The organism is Mycolicibacterium chengduense (genome assembly GCF_033741155.1).
In the GTDB taxonomy this organism is placed as follows: domain Bacteria; phylum Actinomycetota; class Actinomycetes; order Mycobacteriales; family Mycobacteriaceae; genus Mycobacterium.
The window spans coordinates 194573-210621 of sequence record NZ_JAWQNH010000008.1; the positions used below are offsets into that span (position 1 = coordinate 194573).

A 16049-nucleotide genomic window follows, 5' to 3' on the forward strand; every position below is an offset into this window, starting at 1 on the left:
TTGCCAAAGTCGTGTAGCGTGACGGGTGTTGTACTGCATGACTACGTACTTGGTGCACGTGATCGGAACGTAGCTCGACGGGCGTGAAACCGCCCTCCGGATGCCCCCGCAACAAGGCGCGGTGATCCCGGTGCGACCGCCAAAAAGGGGACAGTGACGTGAGGACTTCTCCGCAAGCGCGCGCCGGGGTGCCCGACGTCGGTCGGCGGCGAGCATTGGTCCTTGGCGGCGCCGCGCTGGCCTCGGTCCTGCTCACTCGCGCCGGACCGGCTCATGGCGAACCCAACGGCGGCGCATGGGATCCCGCACTACCGAGTCTGCTCAGTGCAGGAGCCCCTGGAGATCCGCTGGCCATCGCCAACGCCTCGCTGCAGGCGAGCGCGATGGCGGCGCAGACGACGATGAATCTCGGTCGCACATTCTTGGGCAGCCTGGGCATCTTGGGCCCGGCAGAGAACTCGGCGCCCTTTTTGCGCGGTAACCGCGTTTACGGCCGACAGGCCATCGAGTACGTCATCCGGCGCGCCGGGTCCCAGATCGGTGTGCCCTATTCCTGGGGCGGCGGCAGCTTGACCGGCCCCAGTCGCGGGATCGATTCTGGCGCCGGGACGGTGGGATTCGATTGCTCGGGGTTGACGCGCTACGCCTTTGCCGGCGTAGGGGTCCCGTTGCCGCGTTACTCCGGAGACCAGTACAACGCGGGACGCAAAGTGGCGCCATCAGAGGCCAAGCGCGGCGACCTCCTGTTCTGGGGGCCCGGCGGAGGGCAACACGTGGCGATCTACCTCGGTGCCGGACAGATGCTGGAAGCACAGCAGACGGGCGTCCCGGTGAAGGTGTCGCCGGTCCGGCGGAGTGGAATGACCCCTTATGTCACGCGCATGATCGAGACATGAAACCCTTTCTGCTGCAAGGTTTTCCTACCACGCAGAGCGCCGCCCCGCGTGCCCGTCACCCGGCGACGTAGTCGAGAGTGGTCATCATCCCGGCCGCCTGGTGATAGGTGTTGTGGCAGTGCAACATCCAGGTGCCGGGGTTGTCGGTGACGAGTCGCACGCCGACCGTCTGCCTGGGCAACACGATCAGGGTGTCTTTTCGTGGGCCGGGCCGTCCGTCAGCGGTGAGCACCTCGAATGTGTGCCCATGCAGGTGCATCGGATGCCACATGGCGGTGTCGTTGACGAAGACGATGTCGACATTGCGGCCCTGTTGAACGCGCAGGGGCTCGGTCTGCCCGTAGGGTCGACCGTTGATGGTCCAGCCGTAGCTCATCATGTCGCCGGCCAGCCGAGCGGTCAGCGTGGTGTCGGCACGGTCGCTGCGCAGAACCACCTCGGGCGCGGCGGCGAAGTTCGCCACTGTGCCTATCCGGCCGCGTAATTCGGCCGGCGCATAGTCGGCGCCCGGTGCGGCTCCGGCGGCCGTGGACAGCACCGCTCGGGCGGATGCGTTCTTGCCCTCCGCCGCGGCCACCAAGGGGAAGACACCGTCGCGTGCGGTCACCACCACGTCGTAGCGTTCGCCCATCCCCAGCAGCAGGGCGTCGACGTCGGTCGGCACCACCGGGAATCCGTCAGTGTGGGTCACGGTCATCGTGTGCTCGGCCAGCGCCACCCGAAACGCGGTGTCGGACCCGGCGTTGATGAATCGGATCCTCAGCCGCTGACCGGGTTTCGCCGTGAAGGTGGAGGGCGCCGCCGGGACCCGGCCGTTGATGACATAGGTCGGGTAGCTGATATCACCGGCATCTCCACCCAGCAGATCACTGGTACCGACACCGCCGACCCCGGGTACCGCCGGCCCCGAGCCCATGCCGGGCATGTCACCCATCCCGTGCCCGCCCATCCCCATACCCATCGACCGCAACCCGTCGAACAGTTGTTGCGGGCTGCTGCCGATTCCGGCGGTCCAGTCGTCGAGTATCACGATCCACTCCGCGTCGTAAGCACCGGGATCGCGCGGATCGTCGATGATCACCGGCAGATACAAACCTTGGTCGGCATCCAGATCGGTATGCGGGTGGGCCCAGTAGGTACCCGGATGCGATGCGGTGAAGCGATAGGTGAACTCCGCCCCGGGACCGACATCCGGTGTGGCCGGAGCCGCGCCGTCCATGTCGTTGCGTAACGCCAAACCGTGCCAATGCACAGACGACGCGTGCGGTAGACCGTTGACCAGCGTGACGGCCAGCTCGTCGCCGACATTCGCCCGGATCAGTGGCCCCGGCAGCATCTGGTTGTACGTGTAGGCCTGTGCCCACGTGCCACCGAGATCCAGGGCCGTCGATCCGGCCGTCAACCTCATGGTGACGGTGTGCCCGGTGTGCGGGCGGGCCGCCTCGGCCGACGCGATCGCATCGGCCAGACCTGACCCACCACCGCCGGTGGCGGCGCGGTGGCCACATCCGGCCAGCGCGAGCCCCCCGAGTGCGGTGGCTGCCAGAAACCCGCGCCGGCTCAGGGCCGTTCGCCCGTTCATCGACGCTCCCTTCTCCGTACGCCACGATGAGCTGGTTCACCGCCGAAATCGGTATGGCTTTGGTCAAGATTCGGTCAAAGTCGTGCCGGTGTCCCACCCGGCCGCAGGCAGGCGGCACCATACAGTCATGGACAACGCGACAGCACCCGCCGGACCCGGTTCGGGATTTCGCGCGTTGGTGGTCGACGACGAGGTGGGTCTGGCCAACGTGGTGGGCAGTTACCTTGAGCGCGAACAATTCGACGTCACGGTGTGTCACACCGGCACCGATGCCGTCGTGCTGGCTCGTCAGGTCGATCCCGACGTGGTAGTGCTCGACCTGGGCCTGCCGGGTATCGACGGTGTCGAGGTATGCCGGCAGCTACGGGTGTTCTCCGACGCCTACGTCGTCATGCTCACCGCCCGTGATTCCGAGACCGACACCATCGTCGGTCTTTCGGTCGGCGCCGACGACTACGTCACCAAACCGTTCAACCCGCGGGAGCTGGTGGCACGCATCCGGGCCATGCTGCGGCGTCCCCGCACCGTGTCGGCACTGGCCGAGTTGCGCCACCCCACGCCGCCGCAATCCGCTCCCCCGCGGGTGTTCGGTCCGCTGGCCATCGATGTCGACCGCCGTGAGGTGACGCTGCACGACGCATCGATTTCGTTGACGCGCACGCAGTTCGACATCCTGGCCACCCTGTCCGCACGGCCGGGTGTGGTGTTCTCCCGCGCCCAGATCCTGCAGGCCGTATGGGGTGATTCGTGGGTGGGTGATGACCACCTCGTCGACGTCCACATCGGTCAGCTTCGCCGCAAACTCGGCGACGACGCCGCCGATCCCCGTTACGTCCAGACGGTACGGGGTGTCGGATACCGCATGGGTACGGGCGCATGACCTCTTCGACGGCGTTGCAGCGCAGCGCTTTCAGCTGGCGTCGGCCGAAACTCGGCCTGGGCGCACGACTGCTGGGTGCGCAGACCCTGGTCTTACTCGCCGGCGGAATCACGACGTTGGTCGTCGCCGCGATGGTCGGTCCGCCACTGTTCCGCGAGCATCTACGCCGAGCCGGCGTGAGCCACGGATCCGACGAGCAGTTCCACGCCGAGCAGGCCTACCGCTATGCCACCGCATTCTCGACCGCGGTCGCGGTCGCCGTGGCCGCGCTCACCGCGCTGGTGGTCAGCGCCTATTTCAGTCGCCGGCTACAGCGTTCGGTATCCGAGGTGTCGGCGGCCGCCAGCGCATTGGCCGCGGGCCACTACGATATTCGCGTCGCGCCGGCCGGCCTGGGAGCAGACTTCGACAACCTGGCCGCCGCCTTCAACCAGATGGCCCAGCGGTTGGGCAGCGTGGAGCTCACCCGACAACGCATGTTCAGCGATCTTGCCCACGAAATCCGCACGCCGGTCTCGGTTTTGGAGGTCTATCTGCAGGCCGTCGAGGACGGTGTACGGGTCATGGACGGCGAGACGATGTCCATGCTGCGCAGCCAGGCGGATCGCTTGGTGCGCTTCTCACAGGATTTCGCGGCGTTGGCGCGCGCCGAGGAGGCCGGCGCGTCGCTCGACCTGCGGCTCGACGCCGTCGCTCCGGTGGTGTCGACTGCGGTGGCAATGGCCGCCGATGGCTACGCCGCCAAGTCCGTTGCCCTGACCAGTGACCTTCCCGCCGAACTACCGCAGGTTCGGTGGGACCCGCAGCGCATCGGTCAGGTGCTGCAGAATCTGTTGGACAACGCCCTGCGTCATACGCCGGCCGGGGGCCGGGTAGATGTCCGGGCCAGCGCCGACCAGCGCAACCTCACGATTACGGTGTCCGACACCGGCGACGGTATTCCGGCCGAACACCTGCCACATATCTTCGAACGGTTCTACCGCGTCGACGCCGCCCGGGATCGGCAGCACGGCGGCGCAGGCATCGGCCTCGCCATCGCCAGGGCTTTCGCCGAAGCGCACCACGGCGAGCTCACCGTGGCCAGCGCCGGACCGGGACGTGGTGCGACGTTCACCTTGGTCGTGCCCATCACCGGTCCGGACGTCCAGCCCGCTACAACGTCGCCAGGATCGACCTCATCGTCTCGATCTCGCTCTGCTGACTGGTCTTGATGGTGTTGGCCAGCGTGATGGCATCCGGGAACTGACCGGTCTGGATCTCGTTCTGGGCCATCCTGATCGCCCCCTCGTGGTGCGCGATCATCTGCGTCAGGAACAGCTTGCTCGCGGCGACGCCCGTAGCATTCTGCAGCGCGGCCATATCCTGCTCCGACATCATGCCCCCACCGCCGTTCATACCGGGCATACCAGGCATTCCCATGCCCGGCATGGACGACGACGGCGCCATGCTCGGGGTGCCCCACTGCGACAGCCAGCCCTTCATCTGATCGATCTCGGGGCCCTGCGCCGCCTTGATGCGGGTGGCCAGATCCGTCACCCTCGGGTCGATGCCCTGCTTGCCCAGGATCATGTCGCTCATCTCGATGGCCTGCTGGTGGTGCGGGATCATCATCTGCGCGAACATCACGTCGGCGTGGTTGTGCGCGGCGGCCGAGGGACTCGCCGACGACGTGGCCGACATCGGAGCGGACGCCGTGGTGGACGTGGCGGCCGATGACGACCCTGGTGCGGGCGTGGAGTTGCCACACGCGGCGAGGGTGACCGCGGCCAGCACCGCGGCCGCGCCGGCCAGCACAGTTCTTTTCACGAGACGTCCTTTCCGATCGATCGCGGCGCGCCCGGTCCGGGCGTCGGCACCGCGCTGATCCCAGCCTGGCCACAGCCGGTATGGCCATGCTCAGGGTTAGCTCAAGATCCGGTAAAGACATCCACGTGACCAGTCCCGGCGGACAAAGTCGGCGACGAACCGGAACACGCGCGTCGCCCGGGTGTAACCCAGGCTTTGTACTGTCAGCGATATGTCCGCACATGGGTCCGGTTCCACGTCAACGTTCCGTGAACTCCTCATGAACGCCTTGCTGCACGGACGTCGTCCACGACACACCGCCGAACTAAGCGCCGCAACGTGGTTGGCCATCGACGTCGTCGCCCGTGAACACCCGGAAGCCAGCCCGGAGCAGATCGTCGCTGCCTATGACGCGTTCGCACTGGAACAACTCGACGTCGCGGTCAGCGCGGAAGTGGCATCGCTGGGGACCACACCGCGCATCGACCGTACTGGCGAATCGGTGGCCTGACGGAACGCGGTTCGCTTCGCCTCGAAACTGAATAGCCGACTCGGATAGGGACTTTCGCCCCTGTTGTGCGCAGGTGAGCACTCCGTAGCGTTGCGGCCGGTACCGGCGCTACCGCGGCCGTGCCTCACCACAGAACCACACATCAGCGAAAGGCGTGTCACGTGTCCGACCTGCTGCCCGCCCCCGCGGAGGACCGGCTGAAAATCTCTGGCAGCGATCCGTCCGGGGATCACGTGGACGGCGCGTGGTGGCCGCGGTCCTACCGCCTGGCCGCCGAACTGCCCGGCCTCTTCGCTGCCGCGCACGACCGACTGGGTCCGGTCGCCCTGGTGGCCTACGACCGCAACCTGTGGACCGACGCACCTGACGAGCTTCTGGTCGGCGGACGCGTCATTCACCTTCTCGGTTTCACCAGTGCCGAACCCAGCACCGTGATCGTCATCGCCGAAGACGGACACCATGTGGCACTTCGGGTGATCTCGCCCGACACCGCCCAGGAATCCGCCCTGCTCACGCTCGGCTCGGTGCCACGCCGGGCGGGTGCCGGGACGAGCGGCGCGGCAGCGGCACGGTCGGTGGCCGAGGTCGCCAGAAAACTCGCCGAGCACGAGGGCCGCAACGACCCCGAACGTGATGCCGAGATTATCGGCTGGTGCCAGGACGCCGCGGCGCAATTCGACGACGCCCGGATCCAGACGTTCGTGCCCATCCTGGTCGAACACATCGTCAACGACCGCATCCACCGCGAGCACCACGCCGGAACAGCCGGCTGACCGAATTCGCGATCACCGTCGCGGATAGCCGAGAGCGGCGAATCCCCTTCGGTGCCAATTCTTCAGGAGCACACACGATGTCCGCGGTCTTCGACGACACCCAGCACCACCATGACGACGTATCCCCCGATCGTGAGCTCGTGCGGCTGCTCGGGCACCTCGACGACATACTCGACCACCTTGCTTCAGCCGAGACGCAGTGGCACGCGCTGCTCTCCCCGGTGACAGCGGACTATCGGTCCAGTGCGCGCAATATCGTCCACTACTGGGCGCTGCGGCAGATCGACATGCGCTCGTTGCAGCGGCGCCTCGCGGCGTTCGGGTTATCGTCGCTGGGCCACAGCGAGTCCCACGTGCAGGCCACGATCCGGCTGGTGCGATCCGCCGCCTCGGCCATGCTCGGAAGACCCTGGCAACCCCCGTCGCCCGCCGTAACCAGTGGCACGGGAGGCCGACGACTCCTGCATTCTCGATCTGTTGACCTGCTGGGCCCGGCACCGGACACCCGCGAAACGCGCATCATGGTCACGCTGCCCTCCTCGGCGGCCATCGACCCCAACCTCACGCGCCGGCTGATCGCTGGCGGGATGAACATCGCCCGAATCAACTGCGCACACGACGATGCCGCCGCCTGGTCCGCCATGGCCGATCACGTCCGGCAAGCGGCCCGCGACCTCGGCCGGGACTGCCGTATCGCGATGGACCTCGCCGGGCCCAAGCTCCGCACCGGTCCGCTCCAGCCGGGACCGAGGTGCGTGAAACTGCGGCCGCAGCGCGATGCGGTCGGCCATGTTCTCACCCCCGCGCGGGCGCGCCTGTCAGCGGACGCGGAACCGGTCGGCGCGGCCACACCGCAGGACCCCACCATTCCGGTACCCGCCGCGTGGCTGAGCCGCAGAAGGGCGGGTGATGTGATCACACTTCATGACGCCCGCGGCGCGAAACGCCATCTCACCCTGATCGCCGATCCCGGCACCGACGGACTGATCGCCACAACGGACAAGACGACCTACCTGCTGACCGGCACCGAGCTGACGGTCAGGTCCGACGACGATCCGGCACGGGTTGGGTTGCTACCCGAGATGGAGCAGAGCCTGACCCTGTATCGCGGCGATGTACTCCACCTGACCCGTGACTGTTCACCCGCGCCGGTGCCTGCCGCCGGTCCTCCCCAGATCGGGTGCACCCTGCCCGACGTGTTCGACAACGCCCGCGTCGGTGAGACCATCCACTTCGACGACGGCCGGATCAGTGGCGAGATCCTGACCGCGGACCCCGACACGTTGACCGTGCGGATCACCCACGCCGCGGCCACGGGCTCGAAGTTGAAGGCCGCCAAGGGTATCAACGTTCCGGAGACCACCTTGCCCGTGCCCGCGCTGACCGACAAAGACGTCACCGATCTCGAGACGGCGGTGCAGATAGCCGACCTTGTCGAGATGTCGTTCGTACAAGATCCCGCCGACATTCTCCGACTGCACCAGTTGCTGGACCGCCCGGACGGCGAGCGGATCGGCATCGTCCTCAAGATCGAAACCCGTAGGGCCTTCGAGCGCCTGCCGCAACTCCTGCTGACGGCGATGCGCCGGCCGCTTCTCGGGGTGATGATCGCTCGGGGCGATCTCGGGGTCGAGGTGGGTTTCGAACGCCTGGCCGAACTGCAGGAGGAGATCCTGTGGCTGTGCGAGGCCGCGCACCTCCCCGTCATCTGGGCCACCCAGGTCCTGGAGCAGCTGGCCGCCACCGGACTGCCTTCGCGCGCGGAGATCAGTGACGCCGCCATGGGTGAACGTGCCGAATGCGTGATGCTGAACAAGGGGCCGTACATCGACGACGCACTGGCGGCACTGGATGACATCCTGCACCGCATGAGCGGCCACCATGACAAGAAGGACGCGCTGCTGCGCCGGCTGCGCTCGTGGCACCTCGACCATCAGTGAGAGCGGCTCGCTGAGCCGGCCCGGGTGGGGCGGGTTGCGTCGGCACAAACACGTCAGGCCCCCTCGGAAGGGGGCCTGACCAGCGTGGCAGGTACAGGATTCGAACCTGTGTAGGCGTTGGCAGACGGAATTACAGTTCGCAACCAGCATGATCCAGGGACATCCCTTGGTCCCCTCTCGGTCTCTAAGCTGCGGGAACGATCCCAAGCGGTGCCACCGAATTCCAGAGTGATTCGCACGTGTTGTGAAAACCTCGTGACAAGCAAGCCCACCATTCGACGCCCGGTCGCCGCGCGGCTCAGGCATCAGGACGCTGGAGTGCAACATGCCCACCGAAGTGCACTCCCCAACGACGCCATGGCCGGCACCGCACCGGTGCTCAACTTAACCGCAGCAGAGATTACGCCGACTGACCATCGAGCCAGATTCCCCGGACGAAGCGATACTGGCGCCGTATGTGGGTGGGTGGGGCGAGGCATTCAGCGCTTGTAGCTCGTGCGGTGGCGCTTCCGATTTTCGGACGCCGAGCCAAGCCGCGATGTTCGCCCCGATACCCGGCACCAAATCCTGCCCCATCCGTCGCAGAGGCCTTGGCGCTTAGTCGGATCGAGTGCACGGGAGCGGTTTCAACGCGGCCGGAAGTGGCTCACCGCACTGTGGGCAGTTGTTTGGCTCACGGTTGGCCAACCGGCGTCGGCGACAGGTCCGACAGAAGCGGCGGCCGCGACCTTCGACACAGAGATTTTCACCGGCCATCGGATGACCACATTTGGGTGCAACCCGAAATCGGTGGCGATCTACTCGATCGTCACGCCGTCATCGCGGTTGCGAGCCACGCGTACGACATCGTCGCGGAACTCACGGGGGTAAGGCCTGGGCACAAGGACATCCTTCCAGCCTGCCCACGCTGGGCAAGCCAACTCAGATGTCACCTATTCGTGCAGCAGACCCGTGCTTCCCCGGCGAGCTGAGTTCATGGCGGAAGCGTTAGACCGGCAATCGACGGAGCCTTGCTCGCTTAGAACACGATGCGGACAGCTTCGAGGTCGTCTACGAACCCGGCGTGCACACAGGTGGGCGTTGCGAGTAGACCAGCTTCTTGGAGCCACAACCCCCGGGCCACTTCCGAATTCCGTCTATCAGCATGACGGCAGCAACCCTGGGCTACGAACGAGCAGCACCAACGCCAGGACCTCGCACTAATCCCGCATTTCGGCAGGCTGCGTTCGCGCTCCACCTCCCTGCTACCACACGGTAACAGAGAAGAAACGGCCTACTTTTCCCTACCAGCGGTCGCAATCACCGATCCTGCAAGGTCACTCGATTTCCGTACTTTCTACTTCGGCCGCAATCTCAATCATGACCACTTCAGTGGTTACTACTTCACTGCCGTTGTCGTCGAGCTGAGTGTCCTCGGCTCCATGGCCATTCGTATCTTCATAGTCCGCCCCGTCAGCCTGACTAGCAATAGTCTGGGACGGCGTGAACAACTTCCAACCGTCCGGCAATTCACCGAGAATGAGCACCCCATTCATGGGCCGCTCAGGGGAACTGGCAATTACCCATTCAGCCTCGTGTTCAACGCACCGACGTAGGAGCGAGAAAAATGTTGGCTCCGACGAGGGGCGCCAAACGGCGTCGCCGATCATCTGTCTCATCCCCTCGGTGAACAACGCGCCGTTCAGTGCACCACGATGTAGCGCGTCGCGTAGCTCTGGTCGCGCTCGTAGCTGGGATAGCACACGACGTCCGACCGCTACTTCGTCCAAGTCCGTCAGTTCGTCGTCGGACAGTACGGTGAAAGCACCTATGGCACTGCGGATAGCAGCTACAGATGGATCCGTTTTCCTGCCTCGCGTGGCTGAAGAAGGATCAGCTTTCTTGTTTCGAGTTTTCTTTTGCGGCTTGACTGGCGCCGGTGAGACGGTCCTGGTTCGTGGTGGTGGTTGTGCCTCTTGGGTGCTTCTACTCTTGGCGGCCGAAATTAGCTGCGCCATCCCATCGAACCCGTACGACGATGGGCTAAACCCTGACAACCGTTGGGAGAGTTCTCGGTAGACACTCTGGGCTTCAGGTTCTTCACCTCGACCGGAAATTTCCGCCATAACATCACTGGTGAGCCCTAAAAGCCCGAATCTCGCCAGTGGCATCGTGTAAGTCAAATCGGCGAGCCTCGGAGCGACGGGATACTCGCCCACAAGTCCGATGGTCCATCGGCGTTGGCGGTGTATGACTTCTACTGCAGCTGACTGGGCGACAAGATTGTCCCCGATTACGAAGGTTCTCAGTGAGGGGCTCGTGGCCAAGCTTTCGAGGATCTCAGCACTGAGCACAGCCGATTGGTCTGGACCACGGGCTGGGCAATGTCGGATACGAAATCCCGAGTCTTCAGCGAACTGCTCGGCAATTTCACATTCAGTGTGTTCGGCACAATCTGCAGCAATGATTCGATGCGAGATCCCGCTGGCGAGCATCAGCACGTGCGCGGCAGACTCAACTCGATCCAGTACCTCGTCTGGTTTGCGGTCATCGGCGGCGATCGTAGCCAAATGGCGTGCGCTGAGAAAGATACCTATTTCTTTCGCGGGCATCAGGGGTTTCCTGCTGTCGTCTCGACGCTTGCTGTGCCTGCCGAGTGCATTCGGACTCCATCGAGAAGCCTGTTGGCGTCGGTACGGCTTAGGAGCGGAGGCGCTGCATGCAGAATGTCCAGTATGCGCTCACCGGTGCGTTCACGTTCGCTTCCAATTTCATAGTTGTCCGCGACGGAACCGTCGGTCGCGGATTCGTCATCGTCTGCGATTAACTCGTCGTCCCAGGAAAATAGCTCGTCGCCCAGGTCTAGCCTGGGGTCTATCATCTCCTCCTCGCCGAATTCACTTGATACAGAGGGATTTTCGAGCTCAACAACTCGGTACAACGTTTCGACCAACACTGAGGGCTCCACCACTACGCTTTGATGCCTTCCCTGAATGAGGGGAGCAGTGACCACATCGAGGGACACGCCTTGACATGCAATCACCAAGACCCCGGCATCCGCCCACGCCCGCGCGTCGGCAAGTGTAACTTCTACGTTTGCGATAAGCACGATGAGCTCTCGTGATGTATCCATCCTGCTACGCAGGACGAGTTGATCCGTGCCCTTTGGTATGGCTTCAAGACCTAGGGCCTCAAACAGAATCTTTAGGTAGGCTCGAGCGTTCTCCGCATCGCCGGCTGTGAGGTTTTGAACAACTGCCTGGCATGTGTAGTGGCCGGCGATCATGCGCTCGGCGATCTCGCCCACTAGCGTCCCACCAAATTGCTTGCTCTTTACCTGCCTCGCAAGTAATTCCGCGGCGATAGCCTTGAATTCAGGAACTTCGAAGAGCTCGTTCTGCCACTGATCAAACTTTTTTCGCGAGGGCGCAACTACCCTTGGATTCCGGACGTTACGTCGGACGAGTGTAGCTAGATCAGGGTACTCATTGCCCACAATGAACGGCACTAAGTGTACAAGGCGATCGCGGTGAGTTGCTCGAAGATTCAAGCGCGCCAACGGAGTGAGCTCTACAGGCAGGCCGTAGGCGATCGCGTCTGACATACGCTCGAATGTTCGAAAGTGAGTATTCTCAGGACGAACGCCGATGAAATCACAGACGGTATCGAACACATAACTTGTATTCTCGCCGAGTGCACGCACATCCGTCGGATAAATCGGTGGGCTCGGAGAGTCGGACTTAGATGACTTGTCAGGACGATGCCGCACTGCGGATGAGACAGCTTGTCTGATAGCGGGAAAAGGACAACCCCGCATCCACAGCAGTAGCACTGTCGCACGTAGCAACGCGTTGATCTCGTCGAGCGGTGGTTCGGGAAGATTGAGATCGAGGAGATCGTACAGTCGGGTGGCGATCGCGCCCGACCCAACAAGATCGTCGCCATCGACGAGAAGCCTCAACGATTGAAGCGTTTCGGTCGGTATAGGCAGGTCAGTGTCTGCCGGTATCCCGTCGATCAGAAGCTGAGCAAGCCGGATCACTCCACGCTTTTGTTCGGCCTCGGCTTCCAGCGGAAGATCCGATCGGATGGCAATCCACGATGTGCTGTTTACGACCTGCTTGGTTTGGGTTGCCGCAAATAGCAGAGTCAGCTGACCGGCACCCGCTTCGAGCGCATCGGCCATGCTTTCTATGGCAAGAGAATCATCCAGGGGCAAACCGCTGTGGCCAATTGCGCGTCCAAGCGCAGTGATGCGTACCTTTTCGGGCTGCGGACTCGACAGCAAATGCGCCGCAACAAGTTTGTCAACCACAATGGCCGCTGAGATCGTGGCAGCTGCATCAGGTTCTTGCGCTTTCAGTGACAGATTAAACATCTTGGTGGCTTCGTGCTCAAGGCCGGTTCGTTCCTGTACTTGAAATATGCGTTTAGAGTGCTCTAAGAGCAGGGTCGCTAGCGTGTCATGGTCTAGTTGCGAGTCGACGATCAGGCCGCGTTCCCGATACTTGATGTAATGAGCGAATACAGCGTCCCGGTCGGCAAGCGCAGCGAGGGCACGTCGGCGCGCAGTATCGAGGCCGGCGGTCTGTTCGATGTAACGGGCTAGCTGTTGCTCGTCGTCCGCGGCGAACTCGTAGTCCCCGTCTTGGAGCGGACTGCTTGGGATTACTAGATATCCACGTCCGCGCTGCGAAATGCCGAGGCGCCCAGCGCGCCCCAGTCTCTGAGCGACGGTGTCGCGGTCGATGATGCTATTCGTTCCGACATTGTTAGGCGTGGTGATCGAGGCGACTACTACGACGTCAGCAGGCAAGTTGATGCCAAGTTTCAACGTGTCTGTTGCGAACAACAATCGAATCAAACCTTGGCGGAACCCCCATTCCATTTCCTCACGCAGGAATGGATCGAGCCGTGCTGTATGGAAGCCAATTCCTGAGCTGAGGGCAGCGACTACCTGCTCCCGTTCCCTGCTTTCCGGGATACGCGCGAATCGACGGTAGCGAGCTTCTGCCTCGCTAGATTTGAGCGATGAAAATCGGCCACTATACGGTAGTCCCGGTGGTACCGGGCCTAAAGCCTTAATCGAATTTGCCGCGTCTTGGATTATCTTTGCATATCTCTCTGCATGGTCCCTCGATTGCACAAAGCACAAGATCCCTCGGTTAAGGAACTCACCGTCGTTCCCGCGCTCCGCGAGAAGATCCAAGCATAATGTTAACGCCCGGCTTTGGTACGGATTAACCTTTAAACCCTGTCGCGTTGCGGCTGTGCCGCCTGCGTCTGTGATTGCCCTTAAGTCGTCAGTGATACCGTCTGTGTGCAGGACGCGCTCTTGCGTATCCCCACTTCGAACAATTTTCTCGAGCGGCACTGGCCGGACGCTAGCTCGGATCACAGCCTCCTCGTCGATCTCGAGCCACTTCCTGATTCGCTCCGTCGAATGGTCGGCGAGTTGTGCCGCTAGTGCGATGATGGGTATGCGTGGATGTTCGCGGCGCAGCCGAGTCAATAGCATTTCCAACCGAGTTCCCCGAGCGTCGGCGGATAACATTTGTAATTCGTCGGCGATGACAACGCCGACGTTGTCTAACCGCATACCGCGATTCAACAAAGCTGCCAGCTTCTCCGGAATCATGACCGCGATGTCAAAATCACCTCGTACAAGTTCGTCGTCATGGTCGGGATAATCGCGTGAGCCTGGAACGATATTCCACTCTAATTCGGTACCTTCTAACCATTCCTTCCATTCCTGCACTGCCTGTGTAACAAGAGCTTTGATGGGCAGCAATACAATCGCTCGCTGATTGCGGTAGGCGCAGTAGGACGCGGCGATTCGTCCTGCGTAGCTCTTGCCACTCGACGTGGGGCCGAGTACGAGCATTGATTTTTTCTGCAGCATCCGCCGGGCTAGCTGTGGCAACAGCCTTTGCAGGATCTCTAGCCGGCCAGAGTCGCTGATGCCCTGCTGAACTACGGGCTCGTTAAAATTGGCGTTGCGGAACTGCAGCATCTGTTCCTCTCCGTCCCGCAGTTTCTCGGCGAGTTTAAGAGGTAACAGAGCATCTAGGTCTGCCGGTGTGAGAGTGGAGGATTCACGCCGTAGCGGTAACAACCGCTGGTCTAGCTGCAGTGTCAAATACTGCAACGCATCTGCGGACCGAGCCGGGAATTTGTCTCGCTCGAAGAGGCCACGTTCCCACCGAGCAGCGGAAAGTGTCTTAGTAATATCTCCATAGGTTATATTTAAACGCCGCTGCGACTCATGCTCCGACCTTGCGGCGGTCGATGATGTTAGGGCGTAGTACCAGCTCAATATTGTTTTTAGTTCGGCGTCCGGGGCGCCTTTGTTTTCGCTGTAGTCCTTATCTGCAGCGATCACGGCTGGCAGAATGACTTCATCAAGCAGTTTCCTGCCTAAGTCAAGAGGAGGCAGCTTCCGGACATCTTCATGTAACTCGGAGTGCAGTAGTCTATCTGGGGAACCAAGCCAGCGAAGAGTAGCGTCATCGGCGTTACTTCTTTGGCCTTTAACTCCCTTATACTTGGCTTCGGTCATCAACTCCGCGTACATCGTCCAGCGGACGAGCCAGTGTGAATCGCCGCCATAGCGCGCGGAGGCACTTCGGTCGTTATGAGCTGTACCAGCGGTGAGCTTGCCGAGCGGCAGTGTTTCCCAGTCGGGCGCGAGCCACGCTGGAGAGTCAATTTTTTCCATAGCTGTTTCCACGTATTGTTGGGCCGACCGGAACCTACTGTTGTATGAAGAATCATGGGGCATTGCAGCTTGTTGTGTGCTGCGATGTCTCAGACGGATCGGTACGTACGCCAACGGCTGGCCTGGGTTAGGGCCAGGCCAGCCGTCGGGCTCGGACGATCAGAACTTCTTGCCCTTGGGGCGTTTGACGCCGAACAGCGCGTCCAGCAAGCCATAAGATTCGGCTTGCGTCTTCTTGCGGTTGCCGGGCTTCCGGTCGTAGATCGGAAAGCCCGACGCCGTGGTGACGCGGTGGCCGTGATTCTTGCCCAGCGCACCGCCTTTGCCGCCGTAGTAGGTGTCACGACGGCCGTTACTCCAGTTCTCGGTATGCGAGCGCTGCCCCTTATAGGTGCCGCCGGAGTGGGCTGAGGTCCGGTTGCCCTTGAACCCCGACTTGTTCGAGTAACTCATTTACGTTTCCTTCCATGTAGGCAGCGAACCGATTTCGCTGCTGCCATCAGTCGACACGGGGGAATCGGGGAATCCAATGGCGGATCACGGCCATTAGGGGGGAACGGGCCGGAGAATGGTAAACGCCCAGGTCAAGCGGGTGTCGCATGCGGTTACCGGAGGTAGCCGTCCAAGCGGCTACTTCCAAATGAGGCGGCTGTGCAACCGCGCCGGTCTCGGTTCCCCGTTTCCTTCGAGAAAGCGGACGGCCCAGATCCTGCCTCAAGCCGGGCGCTTTCGAAGAAGCTGTGAGGGCAGCGCTCCCCTCGCCTTGTCCGCGTGCGAGGGCGACCGGCGGACCGGGCCACAACACCGACTTAATGCCGTCGCGCTTGGGCGCCAGTAAGAGCTCATTCAATGACTGACGAGCTGCGGCAGAGGGTTCCGGCATGGCAGCTGGTCAAGTCCTCAGACGTGGTGTACGAGGTCGTCGTGTGATTCTTCGATGTGATGGTTCAGGCGGTCAGTGCTGCGGGGGTGGCCTCCTGTTCGA

The 16049-nt window shown here is 62.6% G+C and carries 11 protein-coding genes; 6 read left to right on the top strand and 5 right to left on the bottom strand.

The window, feature by feature from the left end; translation table 11 throughout:
* The first annotated feature begins 158 nt into the window (after positions 1 to 158).
* Complete coding sequence (ripB, locus tag SBI67_RS26880) at positions 159 to 896, top strand: NlpC/P60 family peptidoglycan endopeptidase RipB (RefSeq protein WP_413232571.1); 738 nt, start codon at positions 159 to 161, stop codon at positions 894 to 896.
* A gap of 55 nt (positions 897 to 951) precedes the next feature.
* Here ripB and SBI67_RS26885 read toward each other — a convergent pair whose 3' ends face one another.
* On the bottom strand, positions 952 to 2478 hold the full coding sequence (locus SBI67_RS26885) for a multicopper oxidase family protein (protein WP_318983496.1): 1527 nt from the start codon (positions 2476 to 2478) through the stop codon (positions 952 to 954).
* Between the two features lie 127 nt (positions 2479 to 2605).
* On the opposite strand from SBI67_RS26885, the gene SBI67_RS26890 reads away from it, so the two are divergent.
* Complete coding sequence (locus tag SBI67_RS26890) at positions 2606 to 3358, top strand: winged helix-turn-helix domain-containing protein (protein ID WP_318983497.1); 753 nt, start codon at positions 2606 to 2608, stop codon at positions 3356 to 3358.
* On the top strand, positions 3355 to 4569 hold the full coding sequence (locus SBI67_RS26895; RefSeq protein WP_318983498.1) for a sensor histidine kinase: 1215 nt from the start codon (positions 3355 to 3357) through the stop codon (positions 4567 to 4569). Before SBI67_RS26890 ends, SBI67_RS26895 begins: the two co-directional genes overlap by 4 nt.
* On the opposite strand, the gene SBI67_RS26900 is transcribed toward SBI67_RS26895, so the two are convergent.
* Positions 4511 to 5164: a DUF305 domain-containing protein gene (locus SBI67_RS26900; RefSeq protein ID WP_318983499.1), complete on the bottom strand. Its 654-nt coding sequence runs from the start codon at positions 5162 to 5164 to the stop codon at positions 4511 to 4513. The two genes, SBI67_RS26895 and SBI67_RS26900, sit on opposite strands and share 59 nt — an antisense overlap.
* A gap of 211 nt (positions 5165 to 5375) precedes the next feature.
* Between SBI67_RS26900 and SBI67_RS26905 the strand changes: the two genes are divergently transcribed.
* The 3 genes from SBI67_RS26905 (at position 5376) to SBI67_RS26915 (ending at position 8367) form a co-directional block, all read left to right on the top strand.
* Positions 5376 to 5654 (top strand): hypothetical protein, encoded by a 279-nt coding sequence (locus tag SBI67_RS26905; RefSeq protein ID WP_318983500.1) that lies wholly within the window; start codon positions 5376 to 5378, stop codon positions 5652 to 5654.
* A gap of 161 nt (positions 5655 to 5815) precedes the next feature.
* Positions 5816 to 6427, top strand: coding sequence for a DUF5994 family protein (locus SBI67_RS26910; protein ID WP_318983501.1), 612 nt, complete (start codon positions 5816 to 5818; stop codon positions 6425 to 6427).
* 77 nt (positions 6428 to 6504) lie between these two features.
* Positions 6505 to 8367, top strand: coding sequence for a pyruvate kinase (locus SBI67_RS26915; protein ID WP_318983502.1), 1863 nt, complete (start codon positions 6505 to 6507; stop codon positions 8365 to 8367).
* A gap of 1316 nt (positions 8368 to 9683) precedes the next feature.
* Here SBI67_RS26915 and SBI67_RS26920 read toward each other — a convergent pair.
* The 3 genes from SBI67_RS26920 to SBI67_RS26930 all read right to left on the bottom strand — a co-directional run bounded on the left by SBI67_RS26920 (position 9684) and on the right by SBI67_RS26930 (position 15517).
* Positions 9684 to 10958 (bottom strand): hypothetical protein, encoded by a 1275-nt coding sequence (locus SBI67_RS26920; RefSeq protein WP_318983503.1) that lies wholly within the window; start codon positions 10956 to 10958, stop codon positions 9684 to 9686.
* The gene (locus tag SBI67_RS26925; protein WP_318983504.1) at positions 10958 to 15127 is read right to left on the bottom strand and encodes a DEAD/DEAH box helicase; all 4170 of its coding nucleotides are present in this window, start codon (positions 15125 to 15127) and stop codon (positions 10958 to 10960) included. Before SBI67_RS26925 ends, SBI67_RS26920 begins: the two co-directional genes overlap by 1 nt.
* A 96-nt stretch (positions 15128 to 15223) precedes the next feature.
* A complete protein-coding gene (locus SBI67_RS26930) occupies positions 15224 to 15517 on the bottom strand; it encodes a hypothetical protein (RefSeq protein WP_318983505.1) in 294 nt (97 codons plus the stop codon).
* Between the last annotated feature and the right edge of the window lie 532 nt (positions 15518 to 16049).

Coding starts and splice junctions, on each gene's coding strand:
- SBI67_RS26915 (WP_318983502.1), top strand. CDS start 6,505: ATGTCCGCGGTCTTCGACGACACCCAGCACCACCATGACGACGTATCC.
- SBI67_RS26895 (WP_318983498.1), top strand. CDS start 3,355: ATGACCTCTTCGACGGCGTTGCAGCGCAGCGCTTTCAGCTGGCGTCGG.
- SBI67_RS26930 (WP_318983505.1), bottom strand. CDS start 15,517: ATGAGTTACTCGAACAAGTCGGGGTTCAAGGGCAACCGGACCTCAGCC.
- SBI67_RS26885 (WP_318983496.1), bottom strand. CDS start 2,478: ATGAACGGGCGAACGGCCCTGAGCCGGCGCGGGTTTCTGGCAGCCACC.
- SBI67_RS26920 (WP_318983503.1), bottom strand. CDS start 10,958: ATGCCCGCGAAAGAAATAGGTATCTTTCTCAGCGCACGCCATTTGGCT.
- SBI67_RS26925 (WP_318983504.1), bottom strand. CDS start 15,127: ATGCCCCATGATTCTTCATACAACAGTAGGTTCCGGTCGGCCCAACAA.
- SBI67_RS26905 (WP_318983500.1), top strand. CDS start 5,376: ATGTCCGCACATGGGTCCGGTTCCACGTCAACGTTCCGTGAACTCCTC.
- SBI67_RS26890 (WP_318983497.1), top strand. CDS start 2,606: ATGGACAACGCGACAGCACCCGCCGGACCCGGTTCGGGATTTCGCGCG.